We start from the raw sequence: 18,668 nt of genomic DNA, 5'->3' as shown, positions 1-18,668 counted from the left end.
AACTTTTGTGAAAAAGTGAAACACTTTGGGTTAAAGCCTTGACAAAGTGAGAAAATGCCCTGTTTTTTTTCCGGAAAGCCGGAGAAAAGCAGGGTATTTTTGATAGGATAAGTATCCGATAGGATAAGTTTTTGAAATTCAAAGCCTTTTGTGTAAGCTTTCTGCTCTGAAAAGGACATATAATACTGCCAGAACACGGGAAAGCGCTTACAGAGATTTACAGGGAGCGGGAAGGAGTTTGATATCATGAGCTTTGACATCCGCGCGGTTTTTCCGCGCAGCATCTGTCTGGAAATGCAGAGCTCCGAGATCTATGAGACAGCTCCCTACCGTATCCTCCTGAATGGGGAGGAGCGGCTCGCGGATACGAGAAATGCGGTCAGTCTCTTCGGACTCTCTCCGGATACCGAATACAGCCTGACTGTGATCCGGGGAGAAGAGAGGACGGAGCAGCGCTTCCGGACCAATCGGGAGTCCGTGCTTCTCAATGTACGGGACTTCGGTGCGGCGGGAGACGGCGTGACGAACGATACCGCAGCATTACAGGCGGCGATCGCGGCCTGCCCGGCGGAGGGGACGGTATCTTTCCCGGCGGGAACCTATCTTTCCGGTCCGCTCTTCCTGAAGAGCCGCATCCGGCTCTATCTGGAAAAGGATGCGGTGCTCCTCGGAGATCCGGAGAGGGCGCATTATCCGCTCCTCCCGGGGATGACGGAGGGCGCGGAGGGCGAATACAATCTGGCGAGCTGGGAGGGGAACCCCGAAACGAGCTTCGCCTCGCTGCTCACCGGCATTGACGTAACGGAGCTGGATATCTACGGAGAGGGGACGATCGACGGCAATGCCGACTGTGCCGACTGGTGGGTGGATCCGAAGCGGAAGCGGACGGCGTGGAGACCGAAGACGATCTTCCTCTGCCGTTGTGAGGGCGTGCGAATGCAGGGCATCACGGTACGGAACTCGCCAAGCTGGACGATACATCCGTACTACAGCGAGCGGATCGCACTCTACAATGCAGAGATTTGGAATCCCTCGGATTCCCCGAATACGGACGGCTTCGATCCGGAGAGCTGCCGGGATGTCCTGCTGCTGGGCTGCCGGATCTCGGTCGGAGACGACTGCATCGCCATAAAGAGTGGCAAGCTCTATATGAGCACGCATTACCACAGGGCGGCGGAGTGCATCACGGTGCGGAACTGTCTGCTCGAGCGGGGGCACGGCTCGGTGACCATCGGGTCGGAGGCGGCAGGCGGTGTTGCCGATGTCGAGGTTTCACAGTGCATCTTCCGGGGGACGGACAGAGGGCTCCGCATCAAGACCCGCCGCGGCAGGGGACCGTACACTGTTTACGACGGGATCCGCTTCCATGATATCCGGATGGAGGATGTCCTGATGCCGTTCACGCTGAATATGTTTTATTTCTGCGATCCGGACGGGCACAGCGACTATGTGCAGAATCAGACGGCGCTACCCGTGGACGAGCGGACGCCGCGGATCGGGACGATCACCGCGGAGAATATCCGCTGCACCGGTGCGGAGGCGTGCATCCTCTGTGCCTACGGGCTGCCGGAGCAGTACATCGGCTGTCTCAGGCTGCGGAACATAGAGGCGGTCTTCCGACCGAGGGCAGAGCGGAAGCCGCGGCAGGCGATCATGATGGATCATTTCCCGGATCTGGACGGCGTTTCCGTCTACGCGAGAAATGTGCAGAAGCTGGTGCTTGACCGGCTCTCCATCGCGGGCTCCGCGGACGAGGAACCGCAGCTCATCAACGTAAATGAATACGACAGTCAAAATGTCGTGTATCATACATAATATTAGGAGGTAAATATGAAGAAAGTCACGAAAGCAATGGCAGGCGCAATGGCGGTAAGCATGGTGCTGGGGCTCGCAGCCTGCGGCTCCGGAAAGCCGGCGGAGACGAGCGCAGCGGCGGAGACTGCGGCAGAGACGAGCGCGGCGGCAGAGACGAAGGCGGCAGAGACAGCGGGCGGCTCCGTGAATCTCCGGATCTCATGGTGGGGCGGCGATTCCAGACATGAGGCTACGCTGAAGGCGCTGGATGAGTACATGGCGGCGAATCCGAACGTGAAGATCGATTCCGAGTACGGCGCATGGTCCGGCTGGACAGATAAGATTGCGACCCAGCTCGCCGGAAACTCCGAGCCGGATCTGCTCCAGATCAACTGGAACTGGATCTATCAGTTCTCCGGTGATGGCAACGGCTTCTATGACATGAACCAGCTGAAGGACAGCTTCGACCTCACGCAGTATGATGAGAAGCTTCTTTCCCAGATGACGATTGACGGCAAGCTGCAGGGCGTACCGGTAGCGACCACGGGACGTGTATTCTACTGGAACAAGCAGGCATGGGAGAAGGCAGGACTTGAGCTTCCGAAGAGCTTCGCGGATCTCCTCGCAGCAGGCCCGGTATTCAAGGAGAAGCTCGGCGATGACTATTATCCGCTCGCAGCGGGAGAGTATGACCTGACCATGCTCCTGACCTACTATATGCAGGAGAAGTACGGCAAGGCATGGGTAGAGGACGGCAAGCTGAACTATACCGTAGAGGAGCTTGCGGACGGCTTCGACTTCCTGAAGAGCCTCGAGGCGAACCATGTGATTCCGAGCCAGGAGAAGCTGAAAGGCGACGGCGCGGATTCCCTCGACAAGAATCCGAACTTCATTGACGGCAAGTATGCAGGCCTTTATGAGTGGGATTCCGCAGCGAAGAAGATGCAGGGTGCGCTTTCGGACGGGCAGGAGCTCGTGATCGGCGAGTATCCGGCGGACTACGGCACACCGTCCACGATCTACAAGGTTTCCATGGGGTTTGCAGTGTCGAAGAATTCCAAGAACCCGGAGGAGGCTGCGAAGCTGCTGGATTATCTTCTGAACGGAGACGGCGTGAAGACCATGGCGCTGGAGAGAGGCGTGGTCAGCTCCAAGGCAGCGCAGAAGACCCTCGAGGAGGCAGACCTCCTGAAGGGTACGACCTTCGAGGCGAACAAGCTCGCGACGGCAAACTTTGTATTCCCGCTGAGCCCGTATTATGAGGACTCCGCACTGAAGGATTCCGCAGAGGGCGCATACTACGAGATCATGGATAACATGAGCTTCGACGGCGAGGATTCGAAGGCACTCGCACAGCAGATGATCGACGCCGTTGACGGCGTAGAGTCCAGCAAGGGCTGATCGGAATCTCATACACAGACGGCTAAAGGGGCATGACGGCAGAAGTGTCATGCCCCTTCTGTGAAGAGCTTTGAGAGCATGTCTCTCTTTTGTAGTAAGGAGAAAGTATAAAGTATGTCAGAAACAAAGAAAAGAAAGCAGGGAACATTCTGGAAGGAAAACAAGGGCTTCCTCTTTATCCTTCCGTGGCTGATCGGCTTCCTCACGTTCAAGGGGTATCCGTTCCTATCCTCTCTGGTTTACAGCTTCACCGATTTTCAGCTCTTCAATGGGATCTCGAAGGTCGGGCTGCAGAACTATGCGGAGATTTTCCATAACAAGAAGATCCTGTCCGCATTCAGCATCACCTTCCGTTACGCGTTTATGACGGTGCCGCTGAAGCTCGTCTTCGCTCTGTTTGTGGCATACATTCTTAACTTCAAGATCAAGGGCGTAAAGATCTTCCGTACCGTTTACTACATTCCCTCCATCCTCGGCGGCTCCGTGGCGATCGCCGTGCTCTGGAAGGCGATCTTCAAGGACGACGGCATCATCAATATGCTGCTGGCGATATTCGGCGTGAATGGTCCGAACTGGCTGGCGGACAAGAATGCCGCCCTCTTCATTATCTGCCTTCTCCGCGTATGGCAGTTCGGCTCCTCCATGGTGATCTTCCTCGCGGCGCTGAAGGGCGTGTCTCCGGATCTTTACGAGGCGGCATCGCTGGACGGCGCGGGCAAGTGGCGGCAGTTCTTCACGATCACCGTGCCGCTGATCACGCCGGTCATCTTCTATAACCTCGTGACACAGCTCGTGCAGGCGTTTCAGGAGTTCAACGGGCCGTACATCATCACGCAGGGCGGTCCGAGAGGCGCGACCACGCTGGTATCTCTGCTGATCTACAACAACGCGTTCAAGAAGTATGACATGGGGCTTGCGAGCGCACAGGCATGGGTGCTGTTTGTCGTACTGATGCTCTTTACACTGATCCTGCAGTACAGCCAGAAGCATTGGGTTTACTATTCGGATGAGGAGGCATAAGCCATGACATTAGAGAGAAAAAGACAGCTCAGCACATTTCTGAAATACTTCGTGCTGATCGTGGTCGGCATCATCATGATTTATCCGCTGCTCTGGATGATCGGTGCGGCATTCAAGACCAATTCCGAGATCTTCTCCGGTATCGGCTTCCTGCCGAAGCATCCGACCATGGAGGGCTTCCAGAAGGCGATGCAGGGCTATGGCGGAGACATTAACATCTGGACTTCCATGCTGAATACCTACAAGATCGTCCTTCCGAAGGTGCTCTTCACGATCTTTTCCTGCACGATTACTGCCTACGGCTTCGCCAGATTCCGCTTCAAGGGACATGATTTCTTCTTCGTTCTCCTGATGTCGACGCTTTTCCTGCCGAACGTGGTGCTGAATGTGCCGCAGTTTATCATGTACAATAAGTGGGGCTGGGTCGACAGCCCGCTCTATCTGCCGCTGATTGTGGCGACGCTCTTCGCGCAGGACACCTATTTTGTGTTTATGCTGATCCAGTTCCTCCGGAACATCCCGAAGGAGCTGGATGAGGCGGCGAAGATCGACGGCTGCTCCTCGCTGGGGACGCTCTGGCATGTGATCGTTCCGGTGCTGAAGCCCGCGATGGTCTCCTGTGCACTGTTCCAGTTCATGTGGTCGAACAACGACTTCATGGGCCCGCTGCTCTATGTTTCCACACCGCGGCGCTACCCGGCGGCGATCTTCGTGAAGATGTCCATGGATGCGGATACGGGCTTCGCATGGAACCGGATTCTGGCGCTGTCCCTCATTTCGATCATCCCGTCGCTGGTGATCTTCTTCCTGGCGCAGGATCAGTTCATCGACGGCGTGACCGCAGGCTCTGTGAAGGGGTAATGGGGTAACGAGGAAGCAATCGCAGGTGATTGCTTTGAATCGCTTAAAGCCGCTGGGATCCCCCGAACTTCGTCCGGGGGCAGATAAGAAGAGAAGGGGGTCTTTCGGGGCTCCCTCCTGCTGATAAAGGGGGAAAATGTGAAGCACTTAGAGGAGAGCAGACGGGAAACCGAGAAGCTCCTGAACCAATATATCGATTATCTTCTGGAAAATTCGGATGCGGCGCATCCGGCATGGAACATCGAGGCGATCAAGGGCTGGAAAGAGAACAAGTGGAACTACATAGACGGCTGCATGATCCGCGGGGTACTGGAGCTGTACCGGATCCGTGGGGAGCAGCGCTTCCTCGACTTCGCGGAGGACTTCGTGGGAGGCTTCGTGCGGGAGGACGGCAGCATCCGGAGCTATGAGATCACGGAGCAGAGTCTGGATAATGTGAATCCGGCGAAGAACCTCTTTCGGCTCTATGACCTCACCGGCAGGGAGAAGTATCGGAGGGCAATCGAAACGGTGCGGGCGCAGCTTTCACAGCAGCCGAGGACGAGGCAGGGGAGCTTCTGGCACAAGGCGATCTATCCGAATCAGGTCTGGCTGGACGGCATCTATATGGCGATGCCCTTCTATATCGAGTATGAGCGGCGCTTCCGGGAGGGAGAGGGGATCCCGGATGTCTGCGCGCAGATCCTCCGTGTGGAGAAGAACATGCGGGATCGGAGCAGCGGACTCTACTATCACGGCTTCGATGAGGAGCGGGAGAGCTTCTGGGCGGATCCTGAGAGCGGCTGCAGTCCGAACTTCTGGCTCCGCGCGATCGGCTGGTTTCTGCTCGGCATCGTAGATGTGCTGGAGGAGCTTAATCGGACGGAGGGCTTCGATACGGAGAAGCGGGAGCTCCGGCGGCTGCTCACCGATCTTGTCGCGAGTCTTAGGCATTATCAGGATAGGGAGAGCGGGCTTTTCTACCAGCTGGTGGATAAGGCGGGACTGCGCGGGAACTATCTGGAGACCTCGGGCAGCGCGCTGCTCTCCGCCGCAGTGCTGCGGGCAGTGCGGCTCGGCTTCCTCCCGACGGAGGATCGTATCTTCGGGGAGTCGATTTTCAACGGGATCTGCGACCGCCGTCTCCGATTCATTGACGGGAAGCCCTGTCTCACGGGAATCTGTCTCGTGGGAGGGCTCGGGGGTGCGGCGCGGCGGGACGGCTCCATCGCCTATTATCTCTCGGAGCCGATCGTGGAGAATGATGCCAAGGGAGTCGGTCCCTTCCTGCTCGCCTATATGGAGATGCTGCAATGAGAAGCGCAGAGGAAGCAATCGCTTGCGGTTGCTTCCTCTTTCGTTTACAATGATGCCATGGACAAAAGGAATCTTCACAATTCAAGACTGGAGCTCGTGTTCGAGAAGAAGATACCGGGGCTCAGAGTATCGGAGGCGCTGCGGCATCAGGAGTTCATCATGCGGCAGCGGCACGTTCACGCCACGATAGAGCTGTTTTTTCTGATCGAGGGAGACCGTTTCATGTTCGTGGATCAGGAGACCTATCATCTCCGGGCGGGCAGCGCCATGCTGGTGAACCATGACCTGATCCACAAGACCTCGGTCGCGCTGGGCTGTCCGCCCGACCATCGGAACTTCATTCTGCAGCTGGATCGCAGCATCTTCGACGGGCTGCTGCGGCAGCTCGGCTATCCGGGCTTCGATACCTTCGGGAGCATCTACGGAGGCATCGCGAACTTCTGCGCAGAGGACTGGGATCTGATTCTGCGGATCATTGAGAAGTTCAAGAACGCCTGTACGAAGAGCTTCGGTCAGAGCGATGCGAATCCGGAGCTGCATTCCTTTCTGATCCTGCAGGCGCTGGAGCTTCTGGGAATTTTCGCCAGAGCGCGGCGGCTCGAGCAGGCGGAGAGCTACCGTCCGAGCAGAAATGTAGTGGAGTCCGGCATACACCAGAAGGTGCATGATATCGCGATGTACCTGCAGAACAACAGCCATGAGAATCTCCCGTTGGACGAGCTCGCCGAGCGCTTCTATATGAGCAAGTCCTATCTGACGCGGATCTTCCGGAGCGTCACCGGCTTTTCTGTGGTAGAATACAATCGCTTCATCAAGGTGCGGAAGGCGCAGGAGCTGCTTCGCGGCACAGACGCGAGCGTGACGGAGATCGCCGAGCAGACAGGCTTCGGGAATATCACCTATTTCGAAAAGGTCTTCAAGCAGACGACGGGACAGTCGCCGGCGAAGTACAGGAAGCATCAGGGAGAGTAGCGGAGGCTGCTCCGGAAAGGGAGAGGGACGATGATACAATACGGAATGCGGGTGCACGATATCTGCGGCAGGGGCACAGTGACAGAGGTGCTGGATCAGGTCGAGCGGCTGGGCGTGCATTATATCCAGCTTGCGATGGGAAAGAGCTTCTCGGATATCGACAGCACGGCAGGTCACTATTCCGACGGACAGGCGTGCTATGTGGCGGAGGCGCTCCGGGAGCGGGGGCTTCATGTCTCGGTGCTGGGCTGTTATATCAATCCGGCGCATCCGGACGAGAGCGCGCGGCAGCGGGAGGTACAGCGCTTCATAGAGCATCTCAAGTACGCGAAGCTTCTGGGGGCGGATCTCGTCGGGACAGAGACCGGCAGGTACTCTCCGGATATGCGCGTCACGGAGGAGACCTATACGGAGGAATGCTATCAGCGGGTGCTCGGGAGCTTCCGGGAGATTCGGGACGCGGCGGAGAAGCTCGGCGTGCGGGTCGGTATTGAGGGTGTGTATAACCACACCTTATGCAGTCCGGAGCGGATCGACCGTTTCCTCCGGGATATCGCTTCCCCGAACTTTGACATCATCCTGGACAGCGTCAACATTATCACGCCGGAGACGAAGGGGAAGCCGGCGGAGCAGGATGCGATCATCCGCCGCTGCTTCGAGCTCTACGGGGATCGGATCGCCGTGCTGCACCTGAAGGATGGGGATTTTACGGCGGAGCGCGGGCAGCTCTTCCGTCACCCGGGCGAGGGTGTCTTCCATTACGGGGAGCTGATGCGGCAGCTCCGGCGGAACAAGCCCTATATCGTGGGGCTGCTCGAGAATTCCAGCCCGGAGCGCTTCCGCGAGGACTGTGCTTATCTGGATCGTGAGTATGAGAACGCTGCGGAAAATGTGCGCTGAGAGGGAAGAGGGAATCGGATTTCCATAGAAGGCTGCTGGGAGGGCAGAATCGAAATTTTATGCTTGGTCGAGTCATACTGCTGCTGGTGTTGATTTTCATAAACGGTTATTTTTCCTGCGCGGAGATCGCGGTGCTGCAGGTAGGGGAGGCGAAGCTCCGGAAGCTCTCCGAGGAGGGCAACCGCAGGGCGGGACTGCTGCTTCATCTGACGGCGGAGCCGGCGAAGTTCCTGTCCACGATACAGGTAGCGATCACGCTGGCAGGCTTTCTGTCCAGCGCCTTTGCGGCGGACAGCTTCGCGGAGCCGCTGACCGTGCTTCTTCAGCGTCTCGGCATCAGTGCGGGCAGAGAGCTGATGATGCCGGCCGTCATTGTACTGATTACCCTGCTTCTGTCCTATCTTAGTATCGTGCTGGGGGAGCTGGTGCCGAAGCGGCTTGCGCAGGTGCATACGGAGGGCATCGCGCTCTCCATGGCAGGGATGCTGCGCGTCGTCTCCTTCCTCTTCGCACCCGCGGTATGGGCGCTGACGGCTTCGACCAACGCGCTGCTCCGTCTCTTCGGGATCCATCCGGAGGATGTCGAGGATAAGGTTTCGGAGGAGGACATTCTCATGATGATCGACGAGGGGACTGAGAAGGGAACGATCGAGAGTGCCGAAAATGAGCTGATTCAGAATGTTTTTGAGTTCAATGATCTGACGGTCGAGGATGTGTGTACGCATCGCACGGACGTGGCGATGCTCTACATCGAGGACTCGGATCGCCAATGGCGGAGGACGATCCATGACAACCGCTTCGCCAACTATCCGATCTGCGGGGAGGATGACGACGATATCATCGGCATTCTGGATACCAAGGACTACTTCCGGCTGAACGACCAGTCGCGGCAGAATGTGATGCGGAACGCGGTGGACAAGCCCTTCTTCGTGTCCCAGAACATGAAGGTCTCCGACCTCTTTCAGACCATGAAGCGGGAGCGGAAATATTATGCGGTGGTGATTGACGAGTACGGCGGGATGACCGGCATCGTGACGCTGCACGACCTGATCGAAGCGCTGGTCGGGGATTTGCAGGAGGAGGACGAAGTCCCGGAGCCGGAGCAGATCGAGGCGATTGGGGAGAACGAGTGGATCGTCCTCGGCATCGCAGATCTGGAGGATGTCAACGAACGGCTCGGCGTCTCGCTTCCGACAGAGAATGCGGACACCTTCGGCGGCTATATCATGGGCATCATCGGGAAGGTGCCGGATGACGGCAGCTCCTTCCATATGGAAACGGATGGGCTGTCCATCGATGTCGCCTATATCAAAAACCATCGGATCGGGAAGACCATCGTGCGGAAGCTCCCTGCGGCAGAGACCGCGGATCCGGAGGGATAGGTGATCCTAAGAGGTGCGGCTGCCTCTGCTTCTTCACATTGCGATAAGGCATTCGGGAATTGACAGAGTCCCGCCATCGTGCTAGTATAAGATTTGGTTAGATAAAACTAACCTATTCGTAGGTATGAAGGAGAATGATAAGTATGGGAATCGGAGATATCATTATCGGAGGAGCGATTCTCCTCGCCGTGATCATCGGTATCCGCAGCATCAAGTGTCGCGCGGAGAGCGGCTGCTGCGGTGGCGGCGGGAGCTGCGAAACCGTGAAGACCAAGGCAGTTTCGGATACAGATCCGGAGCATTATGCCTATACGGCGGAGCTTAAGGTCGAGGGGATGCACTGCGGGAACTGCAAGGCGCGCGTGGAAAATGCGTTGAACGCACTGTCCGGAGACTGGGCGAGCGCGGATCTCTCCGCAGGCACCGTAACCGTCCGGATGAAGCAGCGCCGGACGGAGGCGGAGCTTCGGGAGGCGGTTCGCAGGGCGGGCTATTCCGTGACAGGCTTTACATTGCAGGGATAAAAAATATATGCTATACTTCCGAGAGCGGGCTGAAAGGCCCGCTCTTTTGGCGGGCATGCCCCCGATCTCTGATCGGGGGAGCCCCGCGGCTTAGAGCGGATCAAAACAATCGCAGGCGATTGTTGCCTTGCATGCCCCCGATCTCTGATCGGGGGAGCCCCGCGGCTTATCGCAGGAGATAGCCTTTGTCAAAGGTCTGCCACGGGGGCGGAGAGGAGTTAGGATGCTGAATGCGGAAAATGCAGAGAAGCCGGTGAAGCTGATCGAGAGAACGAAGCGCTATGAGGGCAGAGTGATCACGGTCTATGACGATTATGTCGATGTCGCGGGACATAAGACACACTGGGACTTCATTCATCATATCGGCGCGGCGGCGGTGCTTCCTGTACTGGAGGACGGCAGGCTGCTGCTGGTTCGTCAGTATCGGCATGCGCTCGGACGCTATACGCTGGAGATCCCCGCAGGGAAGAGGGACGCGGAGGACGAGGACTTCCTTGCGTGCGCGAAGCGGGAGCTGGAGGAGGAGACGGGCTTTCGTACGGATACGCTTGAATTCCTGCTCTATGTGAACACGACCGTCGCGTTTCTGGACGAGAAGATCGCGATCTACCTTGCGAGGGATCTTAAAAAGGGACAGGTCAGGTGGGACGAGGACGAGGAGCTTGGCGTGGAGGCGTGGGGGCTTTCGGATCTGCAGCAGCTTATCTATGAGGGGAAAATGACGGATGGCAAGACCGTCGCGGCGATCCAGACCTACGCGGCGAAATACCGGCGCTGAAGCGCGGAAAAGAATGGAGAAAAAATGAAGAGAGAAAAGTTAGAGGACTATGTGCTTACGATCCCGGATTTTCCGGAGCCGGGGATCATGTTCCGGGATATTACCTCCCTGATTCAGGATCCGGACGGTCTGCGGGATTCCGTGGATGGTCTGCTCCATTCCCTTGAGGGCTGCGACTGCGATGTCGTGATCGGACTGGAGTCCCGGGGCTTCATCTTCGGAACTGCGATCGCCTATGCGCTGCACAAGGGCTTCGTGCCGGTGCGGAAGAAGGGAAAGCTCCCGAGAGAGACCGTCTCCGTGGAATATGACCTCGAGTACGGACAGGCGGAGATGGAGATCCATAAGGACGCGATCAAGCCGGGAGACAGGGTTGTAATCGTGGACGATCTGATTGCGACCGGCGGCACGCTGGAGGCTGCCTGCAAGCTCGTTGAGCGCCTGGGCGGCGAGGTGGCGCAGATCTCCGTCGTGATGGAGCTGGCGGGGCTGCATGGACGGGAAAAGCTGTCGAAGTACAGACTGAAGTCCCTGATCCGCTACGAGGGCAAATAAGTGGGAGAACAGCTGACCAGATCTGACGTGAAGTGCATACAGGCGGAGATCGAGGAGAGAAAGCTCCGGCTTCGTCCGAGGCTGATTGAGGCGCTGCAGGAGGCGCGCTCGCACGGCGATCTTTCCGAGAACTTCGAGTATTATGCGGCGAAGCGGGAGAAGAATCAGAACGAGTCACGTATCCATTATCTGGAGCGGATGCTCCGCTTCGCCCGGATCATCGACGACCGCTCAAAGGCGGATGAGGTGGGGCTCAACAATACGGTTACCGTCCGCTTCGAGGAGGACGGAGAGGAGGAGAGCTACCGCATCGTGACATCCATCCGCGGACATTCTCTAAAGAACCTGATTTCGAACGAGTCTCCGCTGGGGCGCGCTGTTTTGGGACATAAGGTCGGAGACCGCGTCGAGGTGAGAACGGAGCTTGGGAGCTACTTCGTCGAGATTCTCCGGCTTGAGAAGACAGGAGAGTCCGAGCAGGATCATATCCGGAGCTTCTGAAATCGAAATGGCGGTATGCAGCCTGTCGGGCAGATCCGTATACCGGGAGCTTCGGCATCGCCCCCATAGCATATGAAAACGCTTTCTGAATTCGGGAGGGAGTCATGGGAGAGATCAAGTACAGGACGCAGCACAGAGAGGAGCTGCTGTCTTACCTGAAGACGATCAGGGGACAGCATTTCACCGTGGCAGATCTGCACGCGCATTTTCTGGAGATCGGCAAGCCGATGGGGACGACGACGGTGTACCGGCAGCTGGAACGGCTGGTGGATGACGGCGTTGTGAGCAAGTATGTGATCGATCCGAATACCTCCGCCTGTTTCGAATATACCGGAGAGAACGGAGAGAAGCAGGAGAGAGAGGAGCAGCTCTGTGTACACTGCAAATGCGAGCGCTGCGGACGGCTGATCCATCTGCATTGCGAGGAGATGCAGATGATCGAGTTGCATCTTAGGGCGCATCACCATTTTCTCTGGAACCCGCTGCGAACGGTTTTTTACGGGATTTGCGAGGATTGTCGTGCGGAGAAAGAAAAAGAAAAAACTTCCTAAAATAAAAGCTTGACAAAACAAATTTTAAAATGTAGAATGAGCGTAAGAAGAACGGACAGGGAATAAGGCAATCGGAGATGGCGAGCGCTTCATTGAAGAAAGTTTTAGACCCGAAGGATGCAGCAGATAGGAAACATGGCGAAGGCTTCATGGATCTGAAGGGCTTGCAGGCGTGAGAGGAAGGGAAAGAGGAGGAGAGATGGCGAGCGCTTCATCGATCCGAGTCGGAACCGGACTCATGGAAGCGGAGCGAAGCTGACGGAGGTGTCGAAGGATTCATAACCGCAGCGGAAGCGAAGCGATTTTTGTAAGAGGGTTCTCTTCATTGCGCAAGAAGAGAATCCTCTTAAATTTTGTCTGGAAGAGAGGGCAGAAGAGATGAACCCGATAGAGATGATGAAAATAGCCGGAGAGCTCCGGAAGTTCCGGGAAACGCATCCGAAGGTGGCGCAGTTTCTGCAAACGATGATACAGAGCGGAATCCCGGAGGGAACCGTCATTGAAATGACGGTGACGAAGCCGGGGGAGCAGGCGGTCAGCTCGAATATGCGGGTGCAGCCCTCGGATCTCGCAGCTTTCGAGACGCTGCGGGGAATGCAGCGGAGGTGATTACGCTTCCCGAATCCGCGCGGAGAGCGTATTCAGCACTCGTTTCTTGTCCGCGCTCCAGAGCGGTGCGAGGAGCAGCCGCTTCGGACCGTCTCCGGTGATACGGTGCACGACGGTCTCCCTCGGCAGCAGTCGGAGACATTTCACGATAAGGGAGGCATATTCCTCCAGAGTGGGGAGCGGAAAGGGCTTCTTCGCATATTCCTCTGCGAGAGCGGTTCCCTTCAGGATGTGCAGGAGCTGCAGCTTGATGCCGTCCAAGGTCGGCGAGAGTCCCGCGAGGTAGGCGACGCTCTCCAGCATATCCGCCTCACTCTCTCCCGGAAGCCCCAGAATCAGATGGACAATGACGCTGAGACCCGCTTCCTTCAGGCGGCGGTAGCAGTCTGTGAAGCAGGGAAGAGAATAGCCTCTATGTATGCGTGCGGCGCTCGTCTCATGGATCGTTTGCAGTCCGAGCTCGATCCAGACGGGCTTTTTTTGATTGAGAATGCGCAGCCCTGCGAGCATTTCTTCCGAGATGCAATCCGGGCGGGTGCCGATGCTGAGGATGGCGATCTCCGGGCGTGCCAGTGTTTCCTGAAAGAGGAACAGCAGGCGTCCGGCATTGCCGTAGGTATTGGTGAAGGATTGGAAATAGGCGATATAGCGCCGCTCCTCCTGCGGGATGCCGGCAGGGAGCTTCGCATCGACCCTCTCCCGGGCGAGCTGTATCTGTTCTCCGATCGGGAGGAGCGGAGAGGCGAAGTCGCCGGAGCCGCCCTCGGAGCAGAAGGTACAGCCGCCGTAGGACAGCGTCCCGTCCCGGTTCGGACAGGAGCAGCCGGTCTGCAGGGAGAGCTTATACAGCTTCGTTCCGAAGCGCGTCTTCAGATATTCGGAGAGGGAGAGATATTTCATTGCGTTTTCTTCCTTTGACAGCATTTGCGGTGCGTGGTAGGCTTATACAGTATGCGTCGTCCACATATGAGAGTTTATCTCATTATCGAGAAAAGTCCAGAACAGAAAAGAGGAAGGCATCGATGTCCGAAAAAAATATAGATCAGATTTATGAAAGAACCTATGCGGTGATCGACCTGTCGGCGATTCGAGGGAATGTGGAGAGTGCGAAGGCATCTCTTCCGGCGGGGATGCAGTTCTGCGCGATCCTGAAATGCGACGGCTATGGGCACGGTGCACCGCCGATCGCGCGGGAACTCGAGGATCTTGTGGATATGTTCGGTGTGGCAACGATTGCGGAGGGCTATGCGCTTCGGCGAAACGGCATCCGGAAGCCGATCCTTGATCTCGGGGTCGCGCCCGCCCGCTCCTATCGGCTGATGCTGGAGCAGAATATCATGCCGTCCGTATTCACGCTGGAGCAGGCGCGGGAAATCTCGGCGCTCGCGGGGAGCATGGGATGCGCTGCCTCCTATATGATCCCGCTGGACACCGGGATGGGGCGGATCGGCATTCAGACCGAGGAGCCGGACGCGCTCTCGCTCGCACTGGAGATCGTGAGATTCCCGAACATGAAGCTTTCCGGCGTTTTCACCCACTTCGCGAGCGCGGATGAGCGCGACAAGAGCTTCGCAGAGCTGCAGCTCCAGCGTTTCACGGACTTTACGGACAGGATGGAAGCAGCGGGGGTCTCGATTCCGATCCGTCATGCCGCGAACTCGGCGGGGATCGTAGAGCAGATCGGCACGGGTCTTACTATGGTTCGGGATGGGATCTGCCTCTATGGACTGCTCCCCTCCGCCGAGGTGGATCAGAAGCGGCTTGTGCTGACACCGGCGCTGTCATGGAAAGCGAAGCTCACCCATGTGAAGACCGTCCCGGCGGGGACGCCGATTTCCTACGGGAGCAGCTTCGTCACGGAAAAGGAGACGGAGATTGCGACCATTCCGGTCGGTTATGGGGACGGCTTCCCGCGGGCGCTGTCCAATCGTGCCGATGTGCTGATCCGCGGCAGGCGCTGCCGCATCCTCGGACGGGTCTGCATGGATCAGTTCATGGTGGATGTCAGCGGGCTCTTTGCAGAGGTCGGGGATATCGTGACGCTGCTCGGTACGGACGGGACGGAGCGGATCGACCTCTATGAGTGGGCGGACTTCGGACTCTTCCCCTACGAGGTGCTCTGCAATATCGGGAAACGCGTGCCGCGGGTCTATGTCCGGGACGGAGCATGGATCGGAAACAAGGATATCTTCAGGGAGCTCTATCCGGATATGAGCTAGCGGTTAAGGGAAGCGCTTGCCACATTCCTCTTTTAGGGGTAAAATAGAAGTGTTTGCTGTCTTGCCGGATGCCGGAATATCCGCTTGTAAATGCGGCTTTTATTCTGTCGCCTGACAGTGACTTATCTAGTAACAGGGAGGTCAATGCAGTAAACTCCCATGCCGAAAACTTCGGCACCGCCAATCACATAAGTCCTGCGCGCTGCTTCGCTTCTTCGAAGCTCTCGCATCGCTGACAGGTATTCGCATTTTTGCGATGCTTACACATCGCTTCGTGCCCATACCTCTTGTCCTGTCAAATGTCCGAACGCTCGTGTGAGCAGGCTTGCCGCGCGTTTGTCCGCTTGACGGGGGACTTATACAGTAAATCTAACAGGAGAGAAATATGTCTGGACATTCAAAATTTTCCAATATTCGAGCCAAGAAGGAAAAGAACGACGCGGCGAAGGGGAAGATCTTCACGATCATCGGACACGAGCTCGCGCTCGCCGTGAAGCAGGGCGGAAGCGATCCGAACAGCAATTCCAAGCTTCGTGATGTGATCGCCAAGGCGAAGGCGAACAATATGCCGAATGATACGATCAACAACGGCATCAAGAAGGCGGCAGGCGCGCTGGATGCGGTGAACTTCGAGGAGATGCAGTATGAGGGCTACGGCGTGAGCGGTGTCGCCATTATTGTCAAGGTGCTGACGGACAATAAGAACCGCTCTGCGGCGGATGTGCGCTCCGCCTTCACCAAGGGGCATGGTGCGCTTGGCACACAGGGCTCGGTTTCCTTCATGTTCGATGAGAAGGGACAGATCATCCTCGACAAGGAAGCGATGGAAGACATGGATAAGGACTTCGATGCGCTGATGGAGCTCGCGATCGAAGCGGGTGCTGAGGATATCCGGGACGATGGGGACTGCTATGAGATCCTCACCGCTCCGGCGGACTTCTCCGAGGTGCGGGAGAATCTGGAGAAGCAGGGAATCCCGATGCTGGAGGCGGATCTCGCGATGATCCCGCAGAACTATGTTTCCGTGACGGAGGAAGAAGCGGTGAAGAACCTTCGGAAAACGCTGGAGCTGCTGGATGCGAGTGACGACGTGCAGAGCGTGTATACGAACTGGGAAGAGGAAAATGACGACTGACCCGGGAATTTACGGCGGGGCAGAGAGAGGGGAGAGAGGGCGATAGGCTTTCTCTCCCTTTGCTTTGCAGCGATAATTTACAGACACAAAATACGGAAGTCGAAATCGAAAGACGCACTCTCCTGTGGATGAATTCATAAAATCTGCGAATTCCTGTATCAAAAAAATATAAAGACGCAGATATAAGGACACAGTGTCTTTTATTTTATAAAGTGATAAAAATGTATTAAATCATAATTTAATTGACAAATTATCGAAAAACAGAGCTTTAAACTGAATTAAAATGGCTAAAAATGGAATAATATTCATAATAAATGAATAAAAATAATGATTGACAAATAAATAGTCAGGTCTTATGATACTCACAACTCAGACATGAGAAAGACTTATAGAACGAAAGAGTGCTATAACGTCATGGGCTCGAAAACAGAGGAGGGGGAGAGGTATGAGGAAAGGTATGAGAAGCTGGGGAGCGGTACTTGCAGGGGCGGCAGCACTGCTTTCCCTGACGGGCTGCAGCACAGCAGGAACGGCTGCGGCAGGAACGAGTGCAGCGGGGGCAAGCGCGGCAGGAGCGGCTGCGGTGTCCGGCAGCGGGGCGGAGCTGGTGCTCGGTACCGGCGGCACCACCGGCACCTACTATGCCGTCGGCGGCGTGATGGCGGCAGTGCTGAATCCGGTTCTGCAGAGAGCACAGCTGACAGTGACCTCAACCGGCGCCTCGAAGGCGAATATTCAGCTCGTGGACGACGGAGAGGCAGATCTCGCTACCGTGCAGAACGATGTAATGTACTACGCCTACAGCGGGACGGATCTCTTCTCGGAGGAGGGAAAATACGAGAGCTTCTCGGCGATCGCCGGACTCTATGACGAGACGGTGCAGATCATCACCTGTGACAGCGGCATCGCTTCCGTCGCCGATCTCAAGGGCAGGACCGTTTCCGTCGGAGATGCCGGCTCCGGCGTGGAATTCAATGCGAAGCAGATCCTCGAGGCATACGATATGAGCTTCGATGATATCAAGGTGGTCAATGCCTCCTTCGGAGATTCCGCGGATTCCCTGAAGGACGGGAAGATCGATGCCGCCTTCGTGGTGGCGGGTACGCCGACCACGGCGGTGGTGGATCTCGCGGCGGGAAAGGCGATCCGCCTCGTACAGCTCGACAGCGATCATATCGCGAAGCTGCAGGACAAATACAGCTTCTACACGGAGACGACCATCCCGACAGGAACCTACAAGGGTGTCGATGCGGATGCGACGACCGTATCGGTTCGGGCGACGCTCATTGCCGGGAATCAGGTGCCGGAGGAGACGGTTTATGAGCTGACGAAGGCGATGTTCGAGAAGCAGGCGGAGCTTGCGGCAGGGCACGCGAAGCTGGAAAGCCTGAAGCTGGAGGATGCGGCGAAGGGCATCAGCGTGCCGTTCCATGCAGGAGCGAAGAAATACTATGCGGAAAAGGGAATTACGGTGGATTAAGCCGCTGCTCCTGCTTCTGTGCGGACTGGGGATAGCCGGCATTGTCCGATACGGCTCTCGCGGGGAGCTCCGTATTCTGAACGCGGACAGCGGCGCGCTTTATGCAGCGTATCCGGTTCGGCCGGGGGAGCGCTTCTCCGTCGGCTTTATCCATTCCGTAAACAAAAGTCCGCTCATCGACGTTTATGAAATCAAGGCAGACGGCATCTATGTGGAGGAGACGATCTACTACGATTTCGGCGCAGGCGTGGAAACAGAGCTTGCGGAGGGAGAGAAGCTCCATTACGGCCCGGACGGCGCGATGATCGTCAGCGGCTTCGACCGGCGGATCACTCCGCTTAGTTACTTCGTCGGGACGGTTTCGGATCATATATTGGAGCTTCACGGGGAGAGAATCAGCCTGCGGGAGCTCTGCGGCAGATCCAGCAGGGTGGAGCTTCGCTATCAGGGGAATCTGCCGCTTCCGGCAGCGGAGAAATGCAGCTCCGGTGCCGCCGCCTGACAGGGGACTTATACAGTAAATACCCATGCCGAAAACTTCGGCATCACCAACCATTATAAGCCCTGCGCGATGCTTCGCTTCTCCGAAGCTCTTGCATCGCTAACAGGTATTCGCGCTTTCGCGATGCTTACACATCGCTACGCTCTCATACCTGTTGTCCTGTCAAATGTCCGAACGCTTGTGCAAGC

Annotated in this window: 19 protein-coding genes; 18 read left to right on the top strand and 1 reads right to left on the bottom strand. The window is 56.9% G+C overall.

Annotated features, from left to right (window positions below; genetic code table 11):
• Positions 1-246: 246 nt before the first annotated feature.
• The 14 genes from HW273_RS07995 to HW273_RS07930 all read left to right on the top strand — a co-directional run bounded on the left by HW273_RS07995 (position 247) and on the right by HW273_RS07930 (position 13,144).
• Positions 247-1,815, top strand: coding sequence for a glycoside hydrolase family 28 protein (locus HW273_RS07995; RefSeq protein ID WP_179011290.1), 1,569 nt, complete (start codon positions 247-249; stop codon positions 1,813-1,815).
• A gap of 15 nt (positions 1,816-1,830) precedes the next feature.
• A complete protein-coding gene (locus HW273_RS07990) occupies positions 1,831-3,195 on the top strand; it encodes an ABC transporter substrate-binding protein (RefSeq protein ID WP_179011288.1) in 1,365 nt (454 codons plus the stop codon).
• Positions 3,196-3,309: 114 nt separating this feature from the next.
• A complete protein-coding gene (locus HW273_RS07985) occupies positions 3,310-4,215 on the top strand; it encodes a carbohydrate ABC transporter permease (RefSeq protein WP_179011286.1) in 906 nt (301 codons plus the stop codon).
• Between the two features lie 3 nt (positions 4,216-4,218).
• On the top strand, positions 4,219-5,076 hold the full coding sequence (locus tag HW273_RS07980) for a carbohydrate ABC transporter permease (RefSeq protein ID WP_179011284.1): 858 nt from the start codon (positions 4,219-4,221) through the stop codon (positions 5,074-5,076).
• Between the two features lie 138 nt (positions 5,077-5,214).
• Positions 5,215-6,372, top strand: a complete 1,158-nt coding sequence (locus HW273_RS07975; RefSeq protein WP_179011282.1) for a glycoside hydrolase family 88/105 protein — start codon at positions 5,215-5,217, stop codon at positions 6,370-6,372.
• 57 nt (positions 6,373-6,429) lie between these two features.
• The gene (locus HW273_RS07970) at positions 6,430-7,344 is read left to right on the top strand and encodes a helix-turn-helix domain-containing protein (protein ID WP_179011280.1); all 915 of its coding nucleotides are present in this window, start codon (positions 6,430-6,432) and stop codon (positions 7,342-7,344) included.
• 30 nt (positions 7,345-7,374) lie between these two features.
• Positions 7,375-8,244, top strand: coding sequence for a sugar phosphate isomerase/epimerase family protein (locus tag HW273_RS07965; protein ID WP_179011278.1), 870 nt, complete (start codon positions 7,375-7,377; stop codon positions 8,242-8,244).
• Positions 8,245-8,303: 59 nt separating this feature from the next.
• The gene (locus HW273_RS07960) at positions 8,304-9,626 is read left to right on the top strand and encodes a hemolysin family protein (protein WP_179011276.1); all 1,323 of its coding nucleotides are present in this window, start codon (positions 8,304-8,306) and stop codon (positions 9,624-9,626) included.
• A 143-nt stretch (positions 9,627-9,769) separates the two neighbouring features.
• Positions 9,770-10,150, top strand: a complete 381-nt coding sequence (locus HW273_RS07955; protein ID WP_179011274.1) for a heavy-metal-associated domain-containing protein — start codon at positions 9,770-9,772, stop codon at positions 10,148-10,150.
• Positions 10,151-10,373: 223 nt separating this feature from the next.
• Positions 10,374-10,928 (top strand): NUDIX hydrolase, encoded by a 555-nt coding sequence (locus HW273_RS07950; RefSeq protein WP_179011272.1) that lies wholly within the window; start codon positions 10,374-10,376, stop codon positions 10,926-10,928.
• 24 nt (positions 10,929-10,952) lie between these two features.
• Positions 10,953-11,483, top strand: a complete 531-nt coding sequence (locus tag HW273_RS07945) for an adenine phosphoribosyltransferase (RefSeq protein ID WP_179011270.1) — start codon at positions 10,953-10,955, stop codon at positions 11,481-11,483.
• The gene (greA, locus tag HW273_RS07940) at positions 11,484-11,984 is read left to right on the top strand and encodes a transcription elongation factor GreA (protein WP_179011268.1); all 501 of its coding nucleotides are present in this window, start codon (positions 11,484-11,486) and stop codon (positions 11,982-11,984) included.
• Between the two features lie 104 nt (positions 11,985-12,088).
• A complete protein-coding gene (locus tag HW273_RS07935; RefSeq protein WP_179011266.1) occupies positions 12,089-12,535 on the top strand; it encodes a Fur family transcriptional regulator in 447 nt (148 codons plus the stop codon).
• A 378-nt stretch (positions 12,536-12,913) separates the two neighbouring features.
• Positions 12,914-13,144, top strand: a complete 231-nt coding sequence (locus tag HW273_RS07930; RefSeq protein ID WP_179011265.1) for a hypothetical protein — start codon at positions 12,914-12,916, stop codon at positions 13,142-13,144.
• On the opposite strand, the gene HW273_RS07925 is transcribed toward HW273_RS07930, so the two are convergent.
• Positions 13,145-14,044 carry a TIGR01212 family radical SAM protein gene (locus HW273_RS07925; RefSeq protein WP_179011264.1) on the bottom strand — a complete coding sequence of 300 codons (900 nt, stop codon included), beginning with the start codon at positions 14,042-14,044 and terminating at the stop codon, positions 13,145-13,147.
• Between the two features lie 122 nt (positions 14,045-14,166).
• On the opposite strand from HW273_RS07925, the gene alr reads away from it, so the two are divergent.
• From alr to HW273_RS07905, 4 genes are all read left to right on the top strand, one after another.
• A complete protein-coding gene (alr, locus tag HW273_RS07920; RefSeq protein WP_179011263.1) occupies positions 14,167-15,363 on the top strand; it encodes an alanine racemase in 1,197 nt (398 codons plus the stop codon).
• 385 nt (positions 15,364-15,748) lie between these two features.
• Positions 15,749-16,498, top strand: a complete 750-nt coding sequence (locus HW273_RS07915; RefSeq protein ID WP_179011262.1) for a YebC/PmpR family DNA-binding transcriptional regulator — start codon at positions 15,749-15,751, stop codon at positions 16,496-16,498.
• 445 nt (positions 16,499-16,943) lie between these two features.
• Positions 16,944-17,978, top strand: coding sequence for a TAXI family TRAP transporter solute-binding subunit (locus tag HW273_RS07910; protein ID WP_243206769.1), 1,035 nt, complete (start codon positions 16,944-16,946; stop codon positions 17,976-17,978).
• Positions 17,950-18,480, top strand: coding sequence for a DUF1850 domain-containing protein (locus HW273_RS07905; RefSeq protein ID WP_179011261.1), 531 nt, complete (start codon positions 17,950-17,952; stop codon positions 18,478-18,480). Before HW273_RS07910 ends, HW273_RS07905 begins: the two co-directional genes overlap by 29 nt.
• Positions 18,481-18,668: the final 188 nt, after the last annotated feature.

Source organism: Oribacterium sp. oral taxon 102, from assembly GCF_013394775.1.
Classification (GTDB): Bacteria; Bacillota; Clostridia; order Lachnospirales; family Lachnospiraceae; genus Oribacterium.
This window is presented reverse-complemented; position numbering and strand designations above follow the sequence as displayed.